The organism is Listeria ivanovii subsp. londoniensis (genome assembly GCF_000763495.1).
Taxonomy (GTDB): domain Bacteria; phylum Bacillota; class Bacilli; order Lactobacillales; family Listeriaceae; genus Listeria; species Listeria londoniensis.
The window spans coordinates 1067964-1082515 of sequence record NZ_CP009576.1 but is presented as its reverse complement, the minus strand read 5'-3'; the positions used below and the strand labels follow the sequence as shown (position 1 = coordinate 1082515).

Below are 14552 nucleotides of genomic sequence, written 5' to 3'. Positions count from 1 at the left end.
GTTGTTTCTTATTTCATTGTAACAAATTCTTCTGATCCTGTTGGGTGAATGGCAACTGTATTATCGAAATCCGCTTTCGTCGCCCCCATATTAATCGCAACTGCAAACCCTTGAATCATTTCATCCACACCATATCCAATCCCATGTAAGCCGATAACCCGTTCTGTTTCACCCTCACAAATCAATTTCATTCGACAGGGTTCACGGTAATCTGTTATAGCAGTATACATAGAAGTAAATTTAGATGTGTAAACTTTGATATTTTCTTTGCCATATTTTTTAATAGCTTCTGGCTCCGTTAAACCAACAGTTCCAATTGCTGGATGGCTAAATACGACTGTCGGAATGTTTTCATAGGTAAGATGCGCATTTTCGTTATTATTAAAAAGACGTTCTGATAGGCGTCTACCAGCTGCAATCGCGACTGGCGTTAATTCATAATGTCCAGTAACATCTCCAACTGCATAGATTCCAGAAACATTCGTATTTTGAAATTTATCTACCGCTATATGTCCACTTTCTAGAAGCTTTACACCAGCTTTTTCGATTTGCAAACCATCTATGACCGGTTTTCTTCCAATTGCCCAAATAAGCACGTCCACTGTTTCTGTTCGACCATCCTCTAAATATAAAGTTAAACTTTCATCCATATTTTTTTCGACTTTTTGAGGAACGGCGTGTTTATGTAAGGTCATGTTTGACTCTTCGATTATTTCAGTTAATGTATCTGTTAAAATAGGATCAAAATTCCGAAGCGGTGCATGTTTACGCACAAACAAATGAGTCTCTGATCCAAGTTGTTGTAAAACACCCGCAAGCTCGACTGCAATATAGCCTGCACCAACTATTGCTACTTTTTTTGGTAATTGTTTTAAAGCGAAAAAACCATCTGATGTGATTCCAAACGCGGCTCCTGGGATAGAAGGTAAAGCTGGTTTTCCGCCAGTTGCAATTAGAATATGATCAGCAGTGATTATTTCACCGTTTACTCGTAAGGTATTTTCATCCACAAATTCTGCATAACCTTTTATCCAATCGACTTTATTATTATCAAGCCCGTTTTTGTACGAGCCACGAATACGTTCAATATAAGCTTCCCGATTTTCAACTAATTTTTGGAAGTTGAAACTTGCATCTACTTTGTACCCGTAAGCATCTGCATATAAATCCATCGCTTCTTTAATTTGCGCACCATACCACATCACTTTTTTAGGAACACAACCTACATTTACACAAGTTCCACCTAAGAATTTTGGTTCAATTAGTGCACATTTTGCTCCGTGCATTGCCGCTCGGTTAATAGAGGCAATTCCCCCGCTTCCTCCGCCAATTGCAATATAATCATAATGACTTTCCATATGAATCTCTCCTAACATTTCTTCATTTCTATAAATACGCCTCGCCTCGCATAATTGCGAGAACCCGCGGATTTGGTAAATAACGTTTGATTTCTTGGAGTTTAGTAAACGTATCATTGTCACCAAGATGCTCAGCAATACCCATGGCAACAGCACTACTTCTACTTACTCCAGCATGACAATGGACAATAATTTGAGTGAAATCTGGATGTGCGTCAATAAACTTATAAATCATTTCCCGATGCGCTTCATTAAAGAGTTTCATTTCAGCTTCTTCTTTCTCACTTAATCCCCAGTAATCGTCTTGTTCGTTTATATCGTTAAAGTGAACAGGAAAAATAGCTTCGAAAAGTGATTCATTTTTTAATGGCTGATAGGTTGCACCAACATCCGCAATACGAATAAGCAATGTGTGCTCGTTTCGTGGTTTAAAAGTAACCGCTACTACTTCTGGCACAGCAACTATTCGTAAATCAAATGGATCAAAGTCAATTTGGCGCCTTGCTTTATTAATATAATTCGCCATCCTGCACGTCCCCTTTTTTCGGTTCACCAAAATTTTTTCTACAATTCATTTCCTCTCTATTCTAACATGCTTATGTTTTTTTACATAAGGAAGCTGTTTCAAACGCAAAAAATAACCAAAAAATATTTGGTTACTTTTTCCCTTGTCTAAAATGTTCTTTGGTCTTATAACCTTGACTTAATATATCTACCATTTCCAGTCGCCTTTTTTCTTGTGTAGCTGCTTGTTTGGCAGAATAAATATACCTCGCCCAGACTCGTTGATAACCAGTCGCTAAATTACTATAAAAAGTTGCTAAATCTCCTTTATCCGCTAAAAAAGCTACCACTTGCGGAACATAATCGGCATATTCATCGGCGGAAGGATTATTTTTCTTAACACCTTTTATTTTTAACTTTGTTGCCTCTTTCATTCCAACAACTGTATAAGTTTCATCAAGCGCAACCATTCGAGCAAATTTCAAGTTGCTTTGTCCAATGTATCCTTCCTCGTCCGTTTTAAGCGCTGGCATCAGCTCATCACGGTGAACATATGTATCCCATTTTTTATTTCCTTTTTTCGGGTAAGCGATAAATACATAACCATCTGCTAACAGTTTATCCTCTGAAATTATTTGATGAACAAATCCAACTAACTCATTCAAATTTTGTACAAATTTAAAAATCAAATCATACTTTTTAGTAGTCATTTCTTTCCCATAGCTTGATAAATTCCGAAAATAATCTGAATCCTTTGGTATATCAAGTATAACCGCTTCTTGATATTTTGCTAGTTGTAATTTCTCTACTATTGTCTTTTCTTCCATTTCAAGCCACCTCATTCAATTGTTTGCTTTCAGTATAAATCGTTCTCTTTTGGTAAGCAAGCCAAACTAACTACAAAAAAAGACCGAGCAGCACAGCTCCGTCTTTGGATTCATTATTTAAAAACGACTATTTCATTAATTTCAATGGAAGAATCTAAACTTTTGGCAACCGGGCATGCATCCTTTACTAAATGAACTGCTTTTTCCGCCTTTGCTTGATTGCTTTTATCTACTAAATCAACTGTAAAAGTGACATTGATTTTGGTTAAAACATGAACGGCACTTTCTTGATCTTGCTCATAGTCAGTATGAATAGTAATATCATTTAACTCAATTCGTTTCTTTTCAAGTAAAGTTTGATAAACATAACCGCTACAAGCAGCAACTGCCGCGACTGTGATTTGAACTGGAGAAAAACCTTCTTCTTTAATTAATGTCCAGTTTCCATTTGGATGAACAAGTTCTAATACTTTTCCGTTCTTCACTAAATCCATAACTTATTCCCCCTAATTTATACCTTACAATTCTTATGTGATTAATAAGATTATAGCGCAAATAAAAATACTTGTCCAATTTCCGCTACAAAAAAAAGAATCCAAGTAAAACTCGAATTCTTTTTCGTAGCGGTCCCGACGGGATTTGAACCCGCGATCTCCTGCGTGACAGGCAGGCATGTTAACCCCTACACCACGGAACCATATGTATACAAAATGAATAAAAAAGTGACCCGTACGGGAATCGAACCCGTGTTACCGCCGTGAAAGGGCGGTGTCTTAACCGCTTGACCAACGGGCCAGATAAAAAACAAAAAATGAATATATATTCAACAAAATTCATTTCTCTTACACCAGCTTTTTTATTATAACATAATCTGAGACACTGTCAACGCCTTTTCTTATTTTTATTTAGTATTTTTTAATTTTGTTAATAACTACTTTTTTATACATTTTTAAAATAGAAAAACAAAGTCAGAAAAGCTTACTTCCGCCCTCTAACTTTGTTTTATTTTTCGCGATGATCAACCATAATAAAACTTCTTGTATCATAGCGATGTCTAGACCTCGAATATTCAACAGGTCTTCCGTCTTTTAAATAAACAACTTGTTCTACTTCAAGCACTGGATCATGTTCCCCGCATGCCAAGTACTCTTTATCATAGGAAGAAGGTTTATCGGCATTAATTTTCCGAAAAGCGCCACTTAGCACGAGCCCAAGTGAATCCTGTAAATAAGCATAAATCGAATGATGTAAAATATCTTTTGTAAGTCCTGGAACTATATCTGCTGGCATCGTTGTATGTTCTAGCACATAAGGTTTCTCGTCCAGTAGACGTAAACGAATTAATTTGTATACTGGTTGGGTTGCTTTAATTAAAAGTTGTTCTTGAATTTTTTCATCTGGAAAGGCGATATCAAATGCAATAATTTCACTTGTAATTCGATTATCTCCCATCATTTTTGTCAGACCATCATAATCCCGTAGGCTCGCATCTTGCTTGTTAGCAAGCGCATTTTTCATCACAAAAGTGCCTGCTCCTCGTTGCCGGTAAACGAGTCCTTCGAGTGCTAATACATCAAAAGCTTTTTTTATCGTCATTCTGCTACAATCATACATCTTGCATAAACTAACTTGATCAGGAAGAATGGATTCCGGTGGATAAGTACCGTCGTTTATTTTTTCACGAATATCTGCTGCAATCATTTCATACTTAACCAATTCGAACGCTCCTTCATTTAAATTAAAAATGACTAGCCATTTTCAATCAAATTATAGCATATCGAATAAAAAAAACATAACTTATTCATCAACCGCTTGTGATTCTCTCGCGATATTAGTACGATCAACTAGTTTTAAGAATGGATACCAGATTACTAGTACAATAAAGAAATCAACTACTTGTAGTGCGCCTCCTAGCCAAGAGTTAGTTGCAAGAATACCATTAATTACAATTGGCACAGTCCAAGGAACAGCAACCCCTGTTGGAGTTGGAACAATACCAGCTGCCATTACAAAATAATTCAGTGTAGTGACAATCAGCGGAGCGATAATCCATGGAATTAAAATCGTGGCATTCAATACGATTGGCATCCCGAAAAGCACCGGTTCATTTACGTTAAAAATTCCAGGTCCAAGCGCCAATCGACCAATTTCTTTACTTTGTTTACTTTTCATTAGGAAGGCTAGCGCAATTACAACAGCTAGAGTCATCCCAGAGCCACCCATACCAACTGTAAATACTTCCATAAATGGTTTGGTAACTATGTGCGGTAATGGTAACCCAGCCTTATATGCATCTAAGTTTTCCAGCATTAAAGTGTTCCAAATTGGATCCATCACCGAGTTGACAATAATTTGCCCATGTAGTCCGAAAAACCACAATACTTGAATAAAAAATAGCGCAATTAAAGTTGGAACAATTCCAGAACCTAGTCCTACTAATGGCTTTTGAATAACTGTATAAACAACATCATGTAAGTTTGTATCGAAGAAGAATTGTACAATAACGTTAATTATTAAAAAGATACTTAATGTTAAAATCGCAGGAATTAGTGCTGCAAAAGATTTAGCTACTGCTGGTGGAACTCCTGCTGGCATTTTAATTGTCCAATCGCGTTGAACGAAAAATCGATATAATTCTGCAGCAATAAAACCACTAATCATCCCGATAAACATTCCTTTCGCTCCAAGACGATCAAGTGAAAGAGCTCCAGTAATAAGTTCTCCATCAGGACTATTAAAGAAAAATGGCGTTAAAATCAAGAAACTAGCAAGGGCAACTGCACCCCCGTAAATTGCTTCCACTTTATAATATTTAGATAAAGAATACCCGATTCCAAAAACAACAAAAACAGTCATAATACTCATCGTGGCGCTTTGTGCATTTCCAAGATATAACTGTAATACCGCTTTTGTCTCATCGCTCCAAAATGGTAAATTCATTAAAACAACAGCAATCGAACCAAACATAGTTAGTGGGAATGCCAACATAAATGCATCTCGTAATGTTGTTAAATACCTATTCTCTCCCAGTTTTGCAGCAAAAGGCATTAACTTCTCCCCAAGTAACTCCATAAACTTATTCAATTTACTTCCCCCAAACATGATATATTTCTAAAAAGAAAACGTTTTCTATTTATTATTATACTCATTTAATTTTAAATGTCTAGTCTTTTTAAAATCAATGTCCAAACAAAAATAAGCTTTCACCTGATTAGGAAAAAGCTTTTACTAATTATTTGTTTTTTTTCGATAGCTTTTCTGCCACTTTTTGTTTGTTTTCAGCCAAGCGGAAAGTGACCATTTTTGCAATTAAATCATATGGAACTGGTTGGTCAATCGGGAATTGAACGGCGCCTTTAGAATACTTATACGCAATTAATTCTGCTTCAAATGCCTTGATACCACTTGGAGCAGGATAAAAACCGTAGTGCTTTTTCGCTAATGCAAAATGGACAAGATTTCCTTCAAAATAAAAAGTTGGCATTTGGTAGCTAATTTTCTCTGTTGCTTCCGGAGCCGCCGCTTGGATAGTTTCTCTAATTTTCTGTAGAATTGGTTGTGTTTCTGGGGGTGTTCCTGCGATATACTCATCAATCGTTGAAAACTCTAATTTATTATCCATATCTATTCCTTTCTTGAAACCTTTTTATTATTATACCAACTATGTTTATGAAACCCAACTTTAAGAAGATAATGGCAAATACCCAACTATACAAAAAAGTTACCTTACCACAAAATGATTTTCTAACCATCTGTTTTAAGGTAACTTTTGATTACGGAGAAGGAGGGATTTGAACCCTCGCGCCGCGCGAGCGACCTACACCCTTAGCAGGGGCGCCTCTTCAGCCACTTGAGTACTTCCCCAAACTCCACAGGCAGGACTCGAACCTGCGACCGATCGGTTAACAGCCGATTGCTCTACCAACTGAGCTACTGTGGAATTATCTGACTCCCATAAGTATACGGTAGAACGACACTAAAATGCAACACTTTTTAGGTATTTTCTGTATAAATTTTTTTGGAGCCAGTTTCTGTTAATTCCCCACCACAATCCCCACAACGATAACGGTTTACATTAAATCTACGCTGCCTTAAAAATGATTTTGAGCAACTTTTACATGTATATTCATGCATTGTGAGTTCGCGAGGAATGGTCGCACAAAATCGTGGCGCTCCTACTTTTTTCAGCAAATCTCGAAAGTCTTTATCACGGTGTTGGTAGCCCTTTTTCTCTAAGTGAAGGTGATAATGACATAGTTCGTGTTTCATGATATCAATGAAATACGCTATTCCAAAATTTTCCAGATATTTGGGATTCATTTCAATGCGATGACTTTGAAGTAAATATCTGCCACCTGTCGTGCGTAATCTACTATTAAAAGTAGCTTGATGCCGGAATTCTTTGTGGAAAAATTGCAGCGACACTTCTTCCATGTGTCGCTGCAATTCTGCTTGATTCATTATTTGACACTTCCGTTTGGATTACGCATCGTTAGCGCAATACGATTTTTTTTCGTATCTACTTCATCCACCCAAACTGTCACAACATCTCCAACTGAAACAATATCCATTGGATTTTTGACGAACGAATTGCTCAATTTCGAGATATGCACAAGTCCATCTTGTTTAACGCCAATATCGACAAAAGCGCCAAAATCAACCACATTACGAACGGTACCTTGTAATTCCATTCCTTGTTTTAAATCATCCATTGAAATAACATCTTGTTTTAAGAGCGGTGCAGGAAGCTCATCACGAAGATCGCGTCCTGGTGCTATTAAGTTATCAATAATATCACGCATCGTTTCTTTACCAATTGCTAGCTTTTCTGCTTCTTCTGGAATGCTCAATGCTTGAAGCGCTTCTTTTAAATCCTCGCTACCAATATCTTTTAATTCAAATCCAGTAGCTTGAACGATTTCTTCCGCTGCTTTATAGCTTTCTGGATGAATCGCAGTACGATCAAGTGGATTTTCCCCTTCCAAAATTCGTAAAAAGCCGATACTTTGTTCATATGATTTTGCTCCAAGACGAGGAACTTTTTTCAATTCTTTTCGAGATGTGAAAGAACCATTTTCTTCACGGAACTTGCGAATATTGTTGGCTACTGTTTTATTTAAGCCAGCTACATATTGTAGTAAGGAAGCAGATGCGGTATTCACATTCACACCTACTTGGTTAACCGCTGTTTCCACAACAAATGTAAGCGTTTCATTTAAGCGTTTTTGGGCAACGTCATGTTGATATTGACCTACTCCAACTGATTTCGGATCAATTTTTACGAGTTCTGCAAGTGGATCTTGTAAACGTCTCCCAATAGAAACGGCGCTACGTTCTTCTACTTGATAATCTGGGAATTCTTCACGAGCTGTTTCGCTTGCCGAATAAACACTTGCCCCCGCTTCATTTACGATACAATAATAAGCATTTGAATTAGACTCGCGAATTACTTCGACAATAAATTGTTCTGTTTCACGAGAGGCTGTTCCGTTACCAATTGCAATTACTTCTACTTGATAAGTAGCTAATATTTCTGCAATTTTCTGTTTAGCTTCTGGTCGACGGGCTTTGGCAGTATGTGGATAAACAACTCCTATTTCTAGAACTTTTCCAGTTTTATCAAGCACAGAAAATTTACAACCAGTTCGGAATGCTGGATCTACTCCAAGAATTATTTTTCCTTTTAAAGGTGGTTGTAAAAGTAGTTTACGTAAGTTCTCCGAGAAAATATGAATTGCTTGTTCTTCCGCTTTTTCTGTTAGTTCCCCGCGTATTTCACGCTCGATTGCTGGACCAATAAAACGTTTATAAGCATCCAAAATAGCTTCTTCTACATATGGTCGTGTATTGGAATTTCGATTTTGAATCACTTTTTCAAATAAGTAAGCGAAGATTTTGGTTGTATCTACTTGCACTTGTACGCGTAAAATATCTTCTTTTTCCCCGCGATTAAAGGCGAGAACTCGGTGGCTTGCTACTTTGCCAATCATTTCATTGAATTCATAATACATTTCATAAACGCCTTTTTCATCGGCTTCGATATTTTTCCCTCTTGATTCAACCATTCCGAATTTACGTGTAAAATTACGAATCCACTCTCGGAAAGCCGGTTCATCACTAATTTGCTCGGCGATAATCTCGTGCGCGCCAAGTAAGGCCAACTCTGCTGACTCGACTTCTTTTTCTTCTGAAATGTAGTTTGCTGCTTCTTCTAGTGGTTCAGCGTTATTTGGAAAACTCATCAGCCAATTAGCTAGCGGTTCTAACCCTTTTTCTTTAGCAATAGTTGCTTTGGTGCGTTTTTTCTGCTTGTAAGGACGGTATAAATCTTCTAAAGCTTGATGTTTTTCCGCTTTAATAATGGCATTTTTTAGTTCATCCGTGAGTTTTCCTTGTTCATCAATTAAACGAATAATTTCTTCTTTGCGATTTTCTAATTTAGTGACATATTCAAAGGTTTCTTCAATATCTCGAATCTCCACTTCATCCAAGCTGCCAGTCATTTCTTTACGATAACGGGCGATAAATGGAACGGTATTGCCTTCTTCCATTAATTTTATCACTGCATTAATTTGATTTGGTTTATAGTTTAGTGTTTTATGCACTAATTTGATGATTTTATCTTGCACTTGTTCCATACTTGGTTGCCTCCAATATTCATTATTTATTAAGTGTAACATAACTAGGAATCAACTGACAAAAGCTATCTATTCTCTTGGTTTAAAGCTGTTTCGGCATAATGAATTGCATCTTCTGTATGTAAAAAGAAATGCTCCTCGCCAATTCGGTCATAGAGCCCGCTATCTTGGAGACTCTCTTTTGCTTTTTCATTCAGCCCTGTAATTAAAATTTGTCCACCATGCTTCGAAAATTCTTTTTCAATTTGGTGAAAATAACCTTCTGCAGTAGCATCGATAATTGGCACTTTTCCCATTCTTAAAATCAGGTATTCAGGCTTGACGTGAATAGCTTTCATAATGTTTTGTTGGAAAATTTGTGCTGCACCAAAGAAGAGTGGTCCACGAATTGTAAATATGCTAATTTTATTATAAAGCTGAGGGGCAATTTCAGCGCCTTCTGGTTCGATTTCAACGATTTGCATCGCGCTACCCATCTGTTTGGCAAAAAGAACGACTGCCAGTAATAAGCCTACTTCAACGGCAACAGTTAAGCTAGCAAACACCGTAAGTAAAAAAGTAATTACCAAAACTAACGTATCCCCAGATTTTAGTTTTAAAATATGTTGGAAGGTTTTACGTTCACTCATATTCCATGCAACAAGCATCAGAATTGGCGCCATCGCAGCAATCGGAATGTTAACAGCTACTGGAGCAAGAACAAGTAATGTGAGTAAAACAAAAATACCATGAATAATACCAGACATTCTACTTGTTGCGCCATTGTTAATATTTGTCGCTGTCCGAGCAATTGCTCCTGTAGCAGGAATTCCACCAAACATCGGTGTGACAATATTCGCAATTCCTTGACCAATTAACTCTCGATTACTGTTATGTTTCGTATTTGTCATCCCGTCTGCAACTACTGCTGAAAGTAATGACTCTATCCCCCCAAGCATCGCAATTACAAAGGCTGGTCCAATCAGTTTACTCATATTTTCAAAACTGATATCTGGTAAATGAAATGGTGGAAAGCTACTCGGAATTTCTCCATAAGAAGATCCAATCGTTGGGAGTGCATCTGGGAAGAAAATCATCGCAATTCCTGTTGTAATAACTAAGCCTATTAATGGCGCTGGAATTTTTGGTACTATTTTCGGAAATAAAAATAAGACTAGCAAACAAATACATGAAATGAGAATACTATAAAAGTTCCATGAATCCAAATGAATCCAAATTTCTTTCATATTATCAATAAAAGCTTCCTGTTTTTTCATTCCAGTTAATCCGAGAAAATTTCCAACTTGTCCCATAAAAATTGTTACCGCAATACCAGCTGTAAACCCAATTGTCACAGGTCGCGGAATAAATTTTATTAATGTGCCAAGTTTAAATATCCCCATTAAACAAAGTAAAACACCAGCAATCATGCCAGCCACCAGTAAATCTTGATAGCCATAAGTTAATACGATTCCAAGTAAGACCGGAATAAATGCGCCAGTTGGTCCAGCGATTTGGAATTTAGATCCGCCAAAAATCGACACAATAATACCAGCCACAAAACTGGAATAAATCCCGTACTCTGGTTTTACACCACTTGCAATTGCAAACGACATCGCAAGCGGAAGAGCAATAACCCCCACAATAATCCCCGCTAGCAAGTCTTTCCTAAATCTCGCCCACGTATAACCTTTGACACTGTTCCATAACACTTTCTTCAATTTGCTCCTTCTTTCTTATGTATATATTTTAATCCGCGCGAAAAAACGCAAAGCAACATTGCTTCACGAATATTAAGTGATTATTTTCACATGATTAAACCTTAAAATTACTGCTATTTCTAATATACCATAGTTATAGCATTTTCTCCCCCAAAAAATAAAAAACATCTTTTAAACTATTTCTAGCTCAAAAGATGTTTTGGTTAGTTTGGAAATTGACCGAGCAAGAAAGTAACATCATCAGTTGGTATATCTAAAATGGATTGTTCGATGAGATGACCAAGCTTCACTACACAAAGTGGTGATTCTAAATTCTTTCTAACACGAGAAAGAACCAGCCCATCTGAGTGGAGCAAAAACTTACTTCCAGATTTATATTTAAAGTTCTGCAAACGATATTTCTGTTTCCTGCCTGACAAAAAGCCAGACCCAGAAAGAGGAAAAATAAGTTTATCCTCAGACCCAATCATATAAAAACGAATATTGCCCATACCGGTATAATAAATCGTTTTTGTTAAGTAATCTGCTTTAATAATCGCAATTGCAGCGCCACGAAGGCCTGAGACAGCTTGGTTCGCCTTTTCGAGCATATGAGTTAAGTCAGCATGGATATCTTCTTTTATGGCTTCAATAGTCGCTTTTGCAGCTCTATTAGCTTCTAGACCACTACCAAGCCCATCAGAAAGAACATATAGAAAACCATTTTCGTCTTCATGGGTAAAATAAACATCCCCGCAGTATTGTTGTAATGCTTTAGAACGTTGAAATACAAATAAATTATTTGATTCAACCGCCTTGTTCATTTACTCCACTTCCTCATTCTGCAACGCCTCTCGAAGTTTTTTAATTGCTTGACGTTGGATTCTAGACACATGCATTTGCGATATATCGAGCAGCTCTCCTGTTTCTTTTTGGCTGCGATTTTCAATAAAAGTATATTGCAAAATTTTCTGTTCTCGCTCGTCTAAAACTGGGAGAACTTTCTCTAAAAGCATTCGTTGATTCACACGTTCAAATCCATCATCTGTGCCACCAACTACATCAAGTAGCGTGATAGTACTCCCATCAGAATCCGCTTCAATTGAATGGTCTACTGAGAGCGCTTGATAGCTTTTACCCATTTCCATTGCTTCTAAAACTTCTTCTTCCGTCACACCGATGAAATCTGCAATATCGCTAATTTGGGGTGAGCTTTGCAATTCTCTTGTTAGCTCTTCGACGGCATTCTTAATTTTCGGACCAAGTTCTTTTATGCGACGTGGTACATGAACACTCCATGTTTTATCGCGTAAAAAACGTTTAATCTCACCAACTATTGTTGGCACAGCAAATGCTTCAAAGCTTTTTCCGAACGTTGCATCATAACGTCTAATCGCACCTAGCAATCCAATATTTCCTACTTGGACTAAGTCTTCGTGAAAAGACTTACCCTGAGAATACTTACGTGCAATGGATTCTACTAAGTTTTTATAATGCACCACTAAGTTATACTGAGCATCTTGATCACCGTTTTCTTGATAGGCAGCAATCCAAATATACACTTTTTCTTTTGCTTCTTTATCAGGTTGAGATACTTTTGGCATTCTCCTCCACCTGCTTTTCATTAATATATTTGGTCATTACGACGGAAACCCCTTCATCATAATAAAGTTTCACATCATCCATTAATGTTTCGATTAAAAATAAACCTAGTCCACCAATACGCATCATTTCTGCATCTTCACCGACATCATATGGGCCAATTTCTTGTTTACGACTTTCTAAATCAAAGCTTGTTCCGTTATCGGAAACACGAACTTCAAGTTTATCTTCATAGACAAGATATTCTACTGTGATTTCACCGCCATCTTCTTCTTTGAATGCATGTTTCACAGAATTAGTGATGGCTTCACTCACAGCTATTTTTAAATCTTCAATTGCCTCATAAGAAAATCCTGCACGACTCGCTATTCCTGATAATGAAAGTCTACCTAAACTAACATATTCAGGCTTGGCAGGAAGTTGTAACGTAATTTTGTCATGCATTGTTGCCATTCATTTCACCCTCTACATTTTTGATTTCAATGATATCAGACAATCCTGTGATTTCAAACAATCGGAAAATCCGATCGCTCAACCCAAACAAGACAAGTTCACTTTGACGTTGGCGTAAGCTTTTGAACGCTCCTACAAACACACCTAAGCCAGTACTATCCATATAACTTACATCTGTTAAGTCAATTCGAAGTACAATACCCTCTTTTACTTGATAAAGTTCTAACGCTTCTTTTACCTTTGGAGCTGTGTAAGCATCAATCTCCCCAGCAACAAATATGTCTATGTGCTTCGTATCTCGTTCTTTTATTTCTATACTAATATTCATCACTTCACCCCATCTTAAATTTAAGTATCTTTCCAGTTTACCCTAACAAATAAAAACAAAACATAAAAAATAAAAACGTCTCACTAATTTTACGTTTACTCACATACATAAATGTGGAGAAGCGATGAATGCAAAACGTTTTTATTTTATCAATTTGTTCGTTTAATACAAATTAGTGTAAAATCATCATGCAGTTCAAAATTTTGCAATTTAACTAACTGATCGTAAATTGCTCGCACCATTTTTTCAGCAGGCAGATGAATGTATGTAGCAATAATCTCCGTTAATTCTTCTCGTTCAATAAAGCCATCTGCTGTTCTAGTCTCAGTCACGCCATCTGACATGATAAAAACAATATCGCCCACTTCAATCTTTTTGTCAAATTGGCGATAGACTGCATTTTTATCCACACCAAGTGGTAAACCTTTTGCGTATAAATCCGAAAACATTCGTTCTTGATGTTGGTAGTACAATCCCAGTTCGTGTCCAGCAGAACCGTATTCAAATAAATGGGTTTCTTCATGATAAAGTCCATAAAACATCGTAATAAACATGTTATCATTGATATTCTCTTCTGCTACTTGGTTTAGTAATTCAAGTACGATAGACGGTTTCCTATCATCCCTGTCATCCCGGCTAAAGCATATTTGATCATCGAAATGCTAAATGCTGCTGGAATACCTTTACCAATAACATCCGCAAGAGCGATACCAATTTTTTTGTCACCTTCTTCTGTAAAACTATAATAGTCGCCACTCATTTGTCTAGCTGCTACACTAATAACACCAAACTCAATTTCATCATGTTCTGGTAGTTCGGTTTTCATTAATGTTTTTTGCATATCTTCTGCTTGAGCGATTTCACTACGTAGTTCTTTTTGTTCTGTTCTAAGGCTTAAATGTTCCATATATGCTAAGCCATAGCCGACCATTATTTCTAGTAGCACATCAAACGATAAACGCACAAATTCTGGTAATTCTTTTTCATAAAGTTCTAGTACCGAACGATGTAAATGAACAATTTCTTCTGGTGAAACACGTTCCTCCATTGCCTCTCGGGACAACTTTTCACAAGTATAAAGTAGTTCTTCATCTTGATGTTCTAGATATTGAATAAGAATATCACGGTATCTTCCCTCAAAGGCTTTTTCCATTGTTTTCTAG

The 14552-nt window shown here is 36.9% G+C and carries 14 protein-coding genes, 4 tRNA genes and 1 pseudogene; all 19 read right to left on the bottom strand.

Annotated features, from left to right (window positions below; all coding sequences use genetic code 11):
• Window positions 1–8: 8 nt before the first annotated feature.
• Entirely contained in the window at window positions 9–1358 is a 1350-nt protein-coding gene (gorA, locus tag JL53_RS05240) for a glutathione-disulfide reductase (RefSeq protein WP_038406979.1), read from the bottom strand.
• A 28-nt stretch (window positions 1359–1386) separates the two neighbouring features.
• Window positions 1387–1884: a tyrosine phosphatase family protein gene (locus JL53_RS05235; RefSeq protein ID WP_003719105.1), complete on the bottom strand. Its 498-nt coding sequence runs from the start codon at window positions 1882–1884 to the stop codon at window positions 1387–1389.
• A gap of 130 nt (window positions 1885–2014) precedes the next feature.
• Complete coding sequence (locus JL53_RS05230) at window positions 2015–2689, bottom strand: YdeI/OmpD-associated family protein (protein ID WP_038406978.1); 675 nt, start codon at window positions 2687–2689, stop codon at window positions 2015–2017.
• Between the two features lie 113 nt (window positions 2690–2802).
• The gene (locus JL53_RS05225; RefSeq protein ID WP_003719103.1) at window positions 2803–3183 is read right to left on the bottom strand and encodes an OsmC family protein; all 381 of its coding nucleotides are present in this window, start codon (window positions 3181–3183) and stop codon (window positions 2803–2805) included.
• Between the two features lie 130 nt (window positions 3184–3313).
• A tRNA-Asp gene (locus tag JL53_RS05220) sits at window positions 3314–3386 on the bottom strand.
• A 26-nt stretch (window positions 3387–3412) separates the two neighbouring features.
• A tRNA-Glu gene (locus tag JL53_RS05215) sits at window positions 3413–3484 on the bottom strand.
• A gap of 207 nt (window positions 3485–3691) precedes the next feature.
• Window positions 3692–4405 carry a GntR family transcriptional regulator gene (locus JL53_RS05210; protein ID WP_038406977.1) on the bottom strand — a complete coding sequence of 238 codons (714 nt, stop codon included), beginning with the start codon at window positions 4403–4405 and terminating at the stop codon, window positions 3692–3694.
• 81 nt (window positions 4406–4486) lie between these two features.
• Window positions 4487–5773, bottom strand: coding sequence for a PTS cellobiose transporter subunit IIC (gene celB, locus JL53_RS05205; RefSeq protein ID WP_038406976.1), 1287 nt, complete (start codon window positions 5771–5773; stop codon window positions 4487–4489).
• 148 nt (window positions 5774–5921) lie between these two features.
• A complete protein-coding gene (locus JL53_RS05200; protein WP_038406975.1) occupies window positions 5922–6311 on the bottom strand; it encodes an iron chaperone in 390 nt (129 codons plus the stop codon).
• 154 nt (window positions 6312–6465) lie between these two features.
• A tRNA-Ser gene (locus JL53_RS05195) sits at window positions 6466–6553 on the bottom strand.
• Between the two features lie 3 nt (window positions 6554–6556).
• Window positions 6557–6629: transfer RNA gene (locus tag JL53_RS05190), tRNA-Asn, on the bottom strand.
• A 53-nt stretch (window positions 6630–6682) separates the two neighbouring features.
• On the bottom strand, window positions 6683–7150 hold the full coding sequence (locus tag JL53_RS05185) for a SprT family protein (RefSeq protein WP_003719098.1): 468 nt from the start codon (window positions 7148–7150) through the stop codon (window positions 6683–6685).
• Window positions 7150–9327: a Tex family protein gene (locus JL53_RS05180; RefSeq protein ID WP_003719097.1), complete on the bottom strand. Its 2178-nt coding sequence runs from the start codon at window positions 9325–9327 to the stop codon at window positions 7150–7152. The genes JL53_RS05185 and JL53_RS05180 overlap by 1 nt, the downstream gene beginning before the upstream one ends.
• A 65-nt stretch (window positions 9328–9392) precedes the next feature.
• Window positions 9393–11027 (bottom strand): SulP family inorganic anion transporter, encoded by a 1635-nt coding sequence (locus tag JL53_RS05175; RefSeq protein WP_038406974.1) that lies wholly within the window; start codon window positions 11025–11027, stop codon window positions 9393–9395.
• A gap of 203 nt (window positions 11028–11230) precedes the next feature.
• A complete protein-coding gene (locus JL53_RS05170; RefSeq protein ID WP_003719095.1) occupies window positions 11231–11830 on the bottom strand; it encodes a PP2C family serine/threonine-protein phosphatase in 600 nt (199 codons plus the stop codon).
• On the bottom strand, window positions 11831–12610 hold the full coding sequence (gene sigB / locus JL53_RS05165) for an RNA polymerase sigma factor SigB (RefSeq protein ID WP_003721462.1): 780 nt from the start codon (window positions 12608–12610) through the stop codon (window positions 11831–11833).
• Window positions 12588–13061: an anti-sigma B factor RsbW gene (gene rsbW, locus JL53_RS05160; protein WP_038406973.1), complete on the bottom strand. Its 474-nt coding sequence runs from the start codon at window positions 13059–13061 to the stop codon at window positions 12588–12590. Before rsbW ends, sigB begins: the two co-directional genes overlap by 23 nt.
• The gene (rsbV, locus tag JL53_RS05155) at window positions 13045–13389 is read right to left on the bottom strand and encodes an anti sigma b factor antagonist RsbV (RefSeq protein WP_038406972.1); all 345 of its coding nucleotides are present in this window, start codon (window positions 13387–13389) and stop codon (window positions 13045–13047) included. The genes rsbW and rsbV overlap by 17 nt, the downstream gene beginning before the upstream one ends.
• A gap of 149 nt (window positions 13390–13538) precedes the next feature.
• Window positions 13539–14542: pseudogene (locus JL53_RS05150) on the bottom strand (SpoIIE family protein phosphatase).
• Between the last annotated feature and the right edge of the window lie 10 nt (window positions 14543–14552).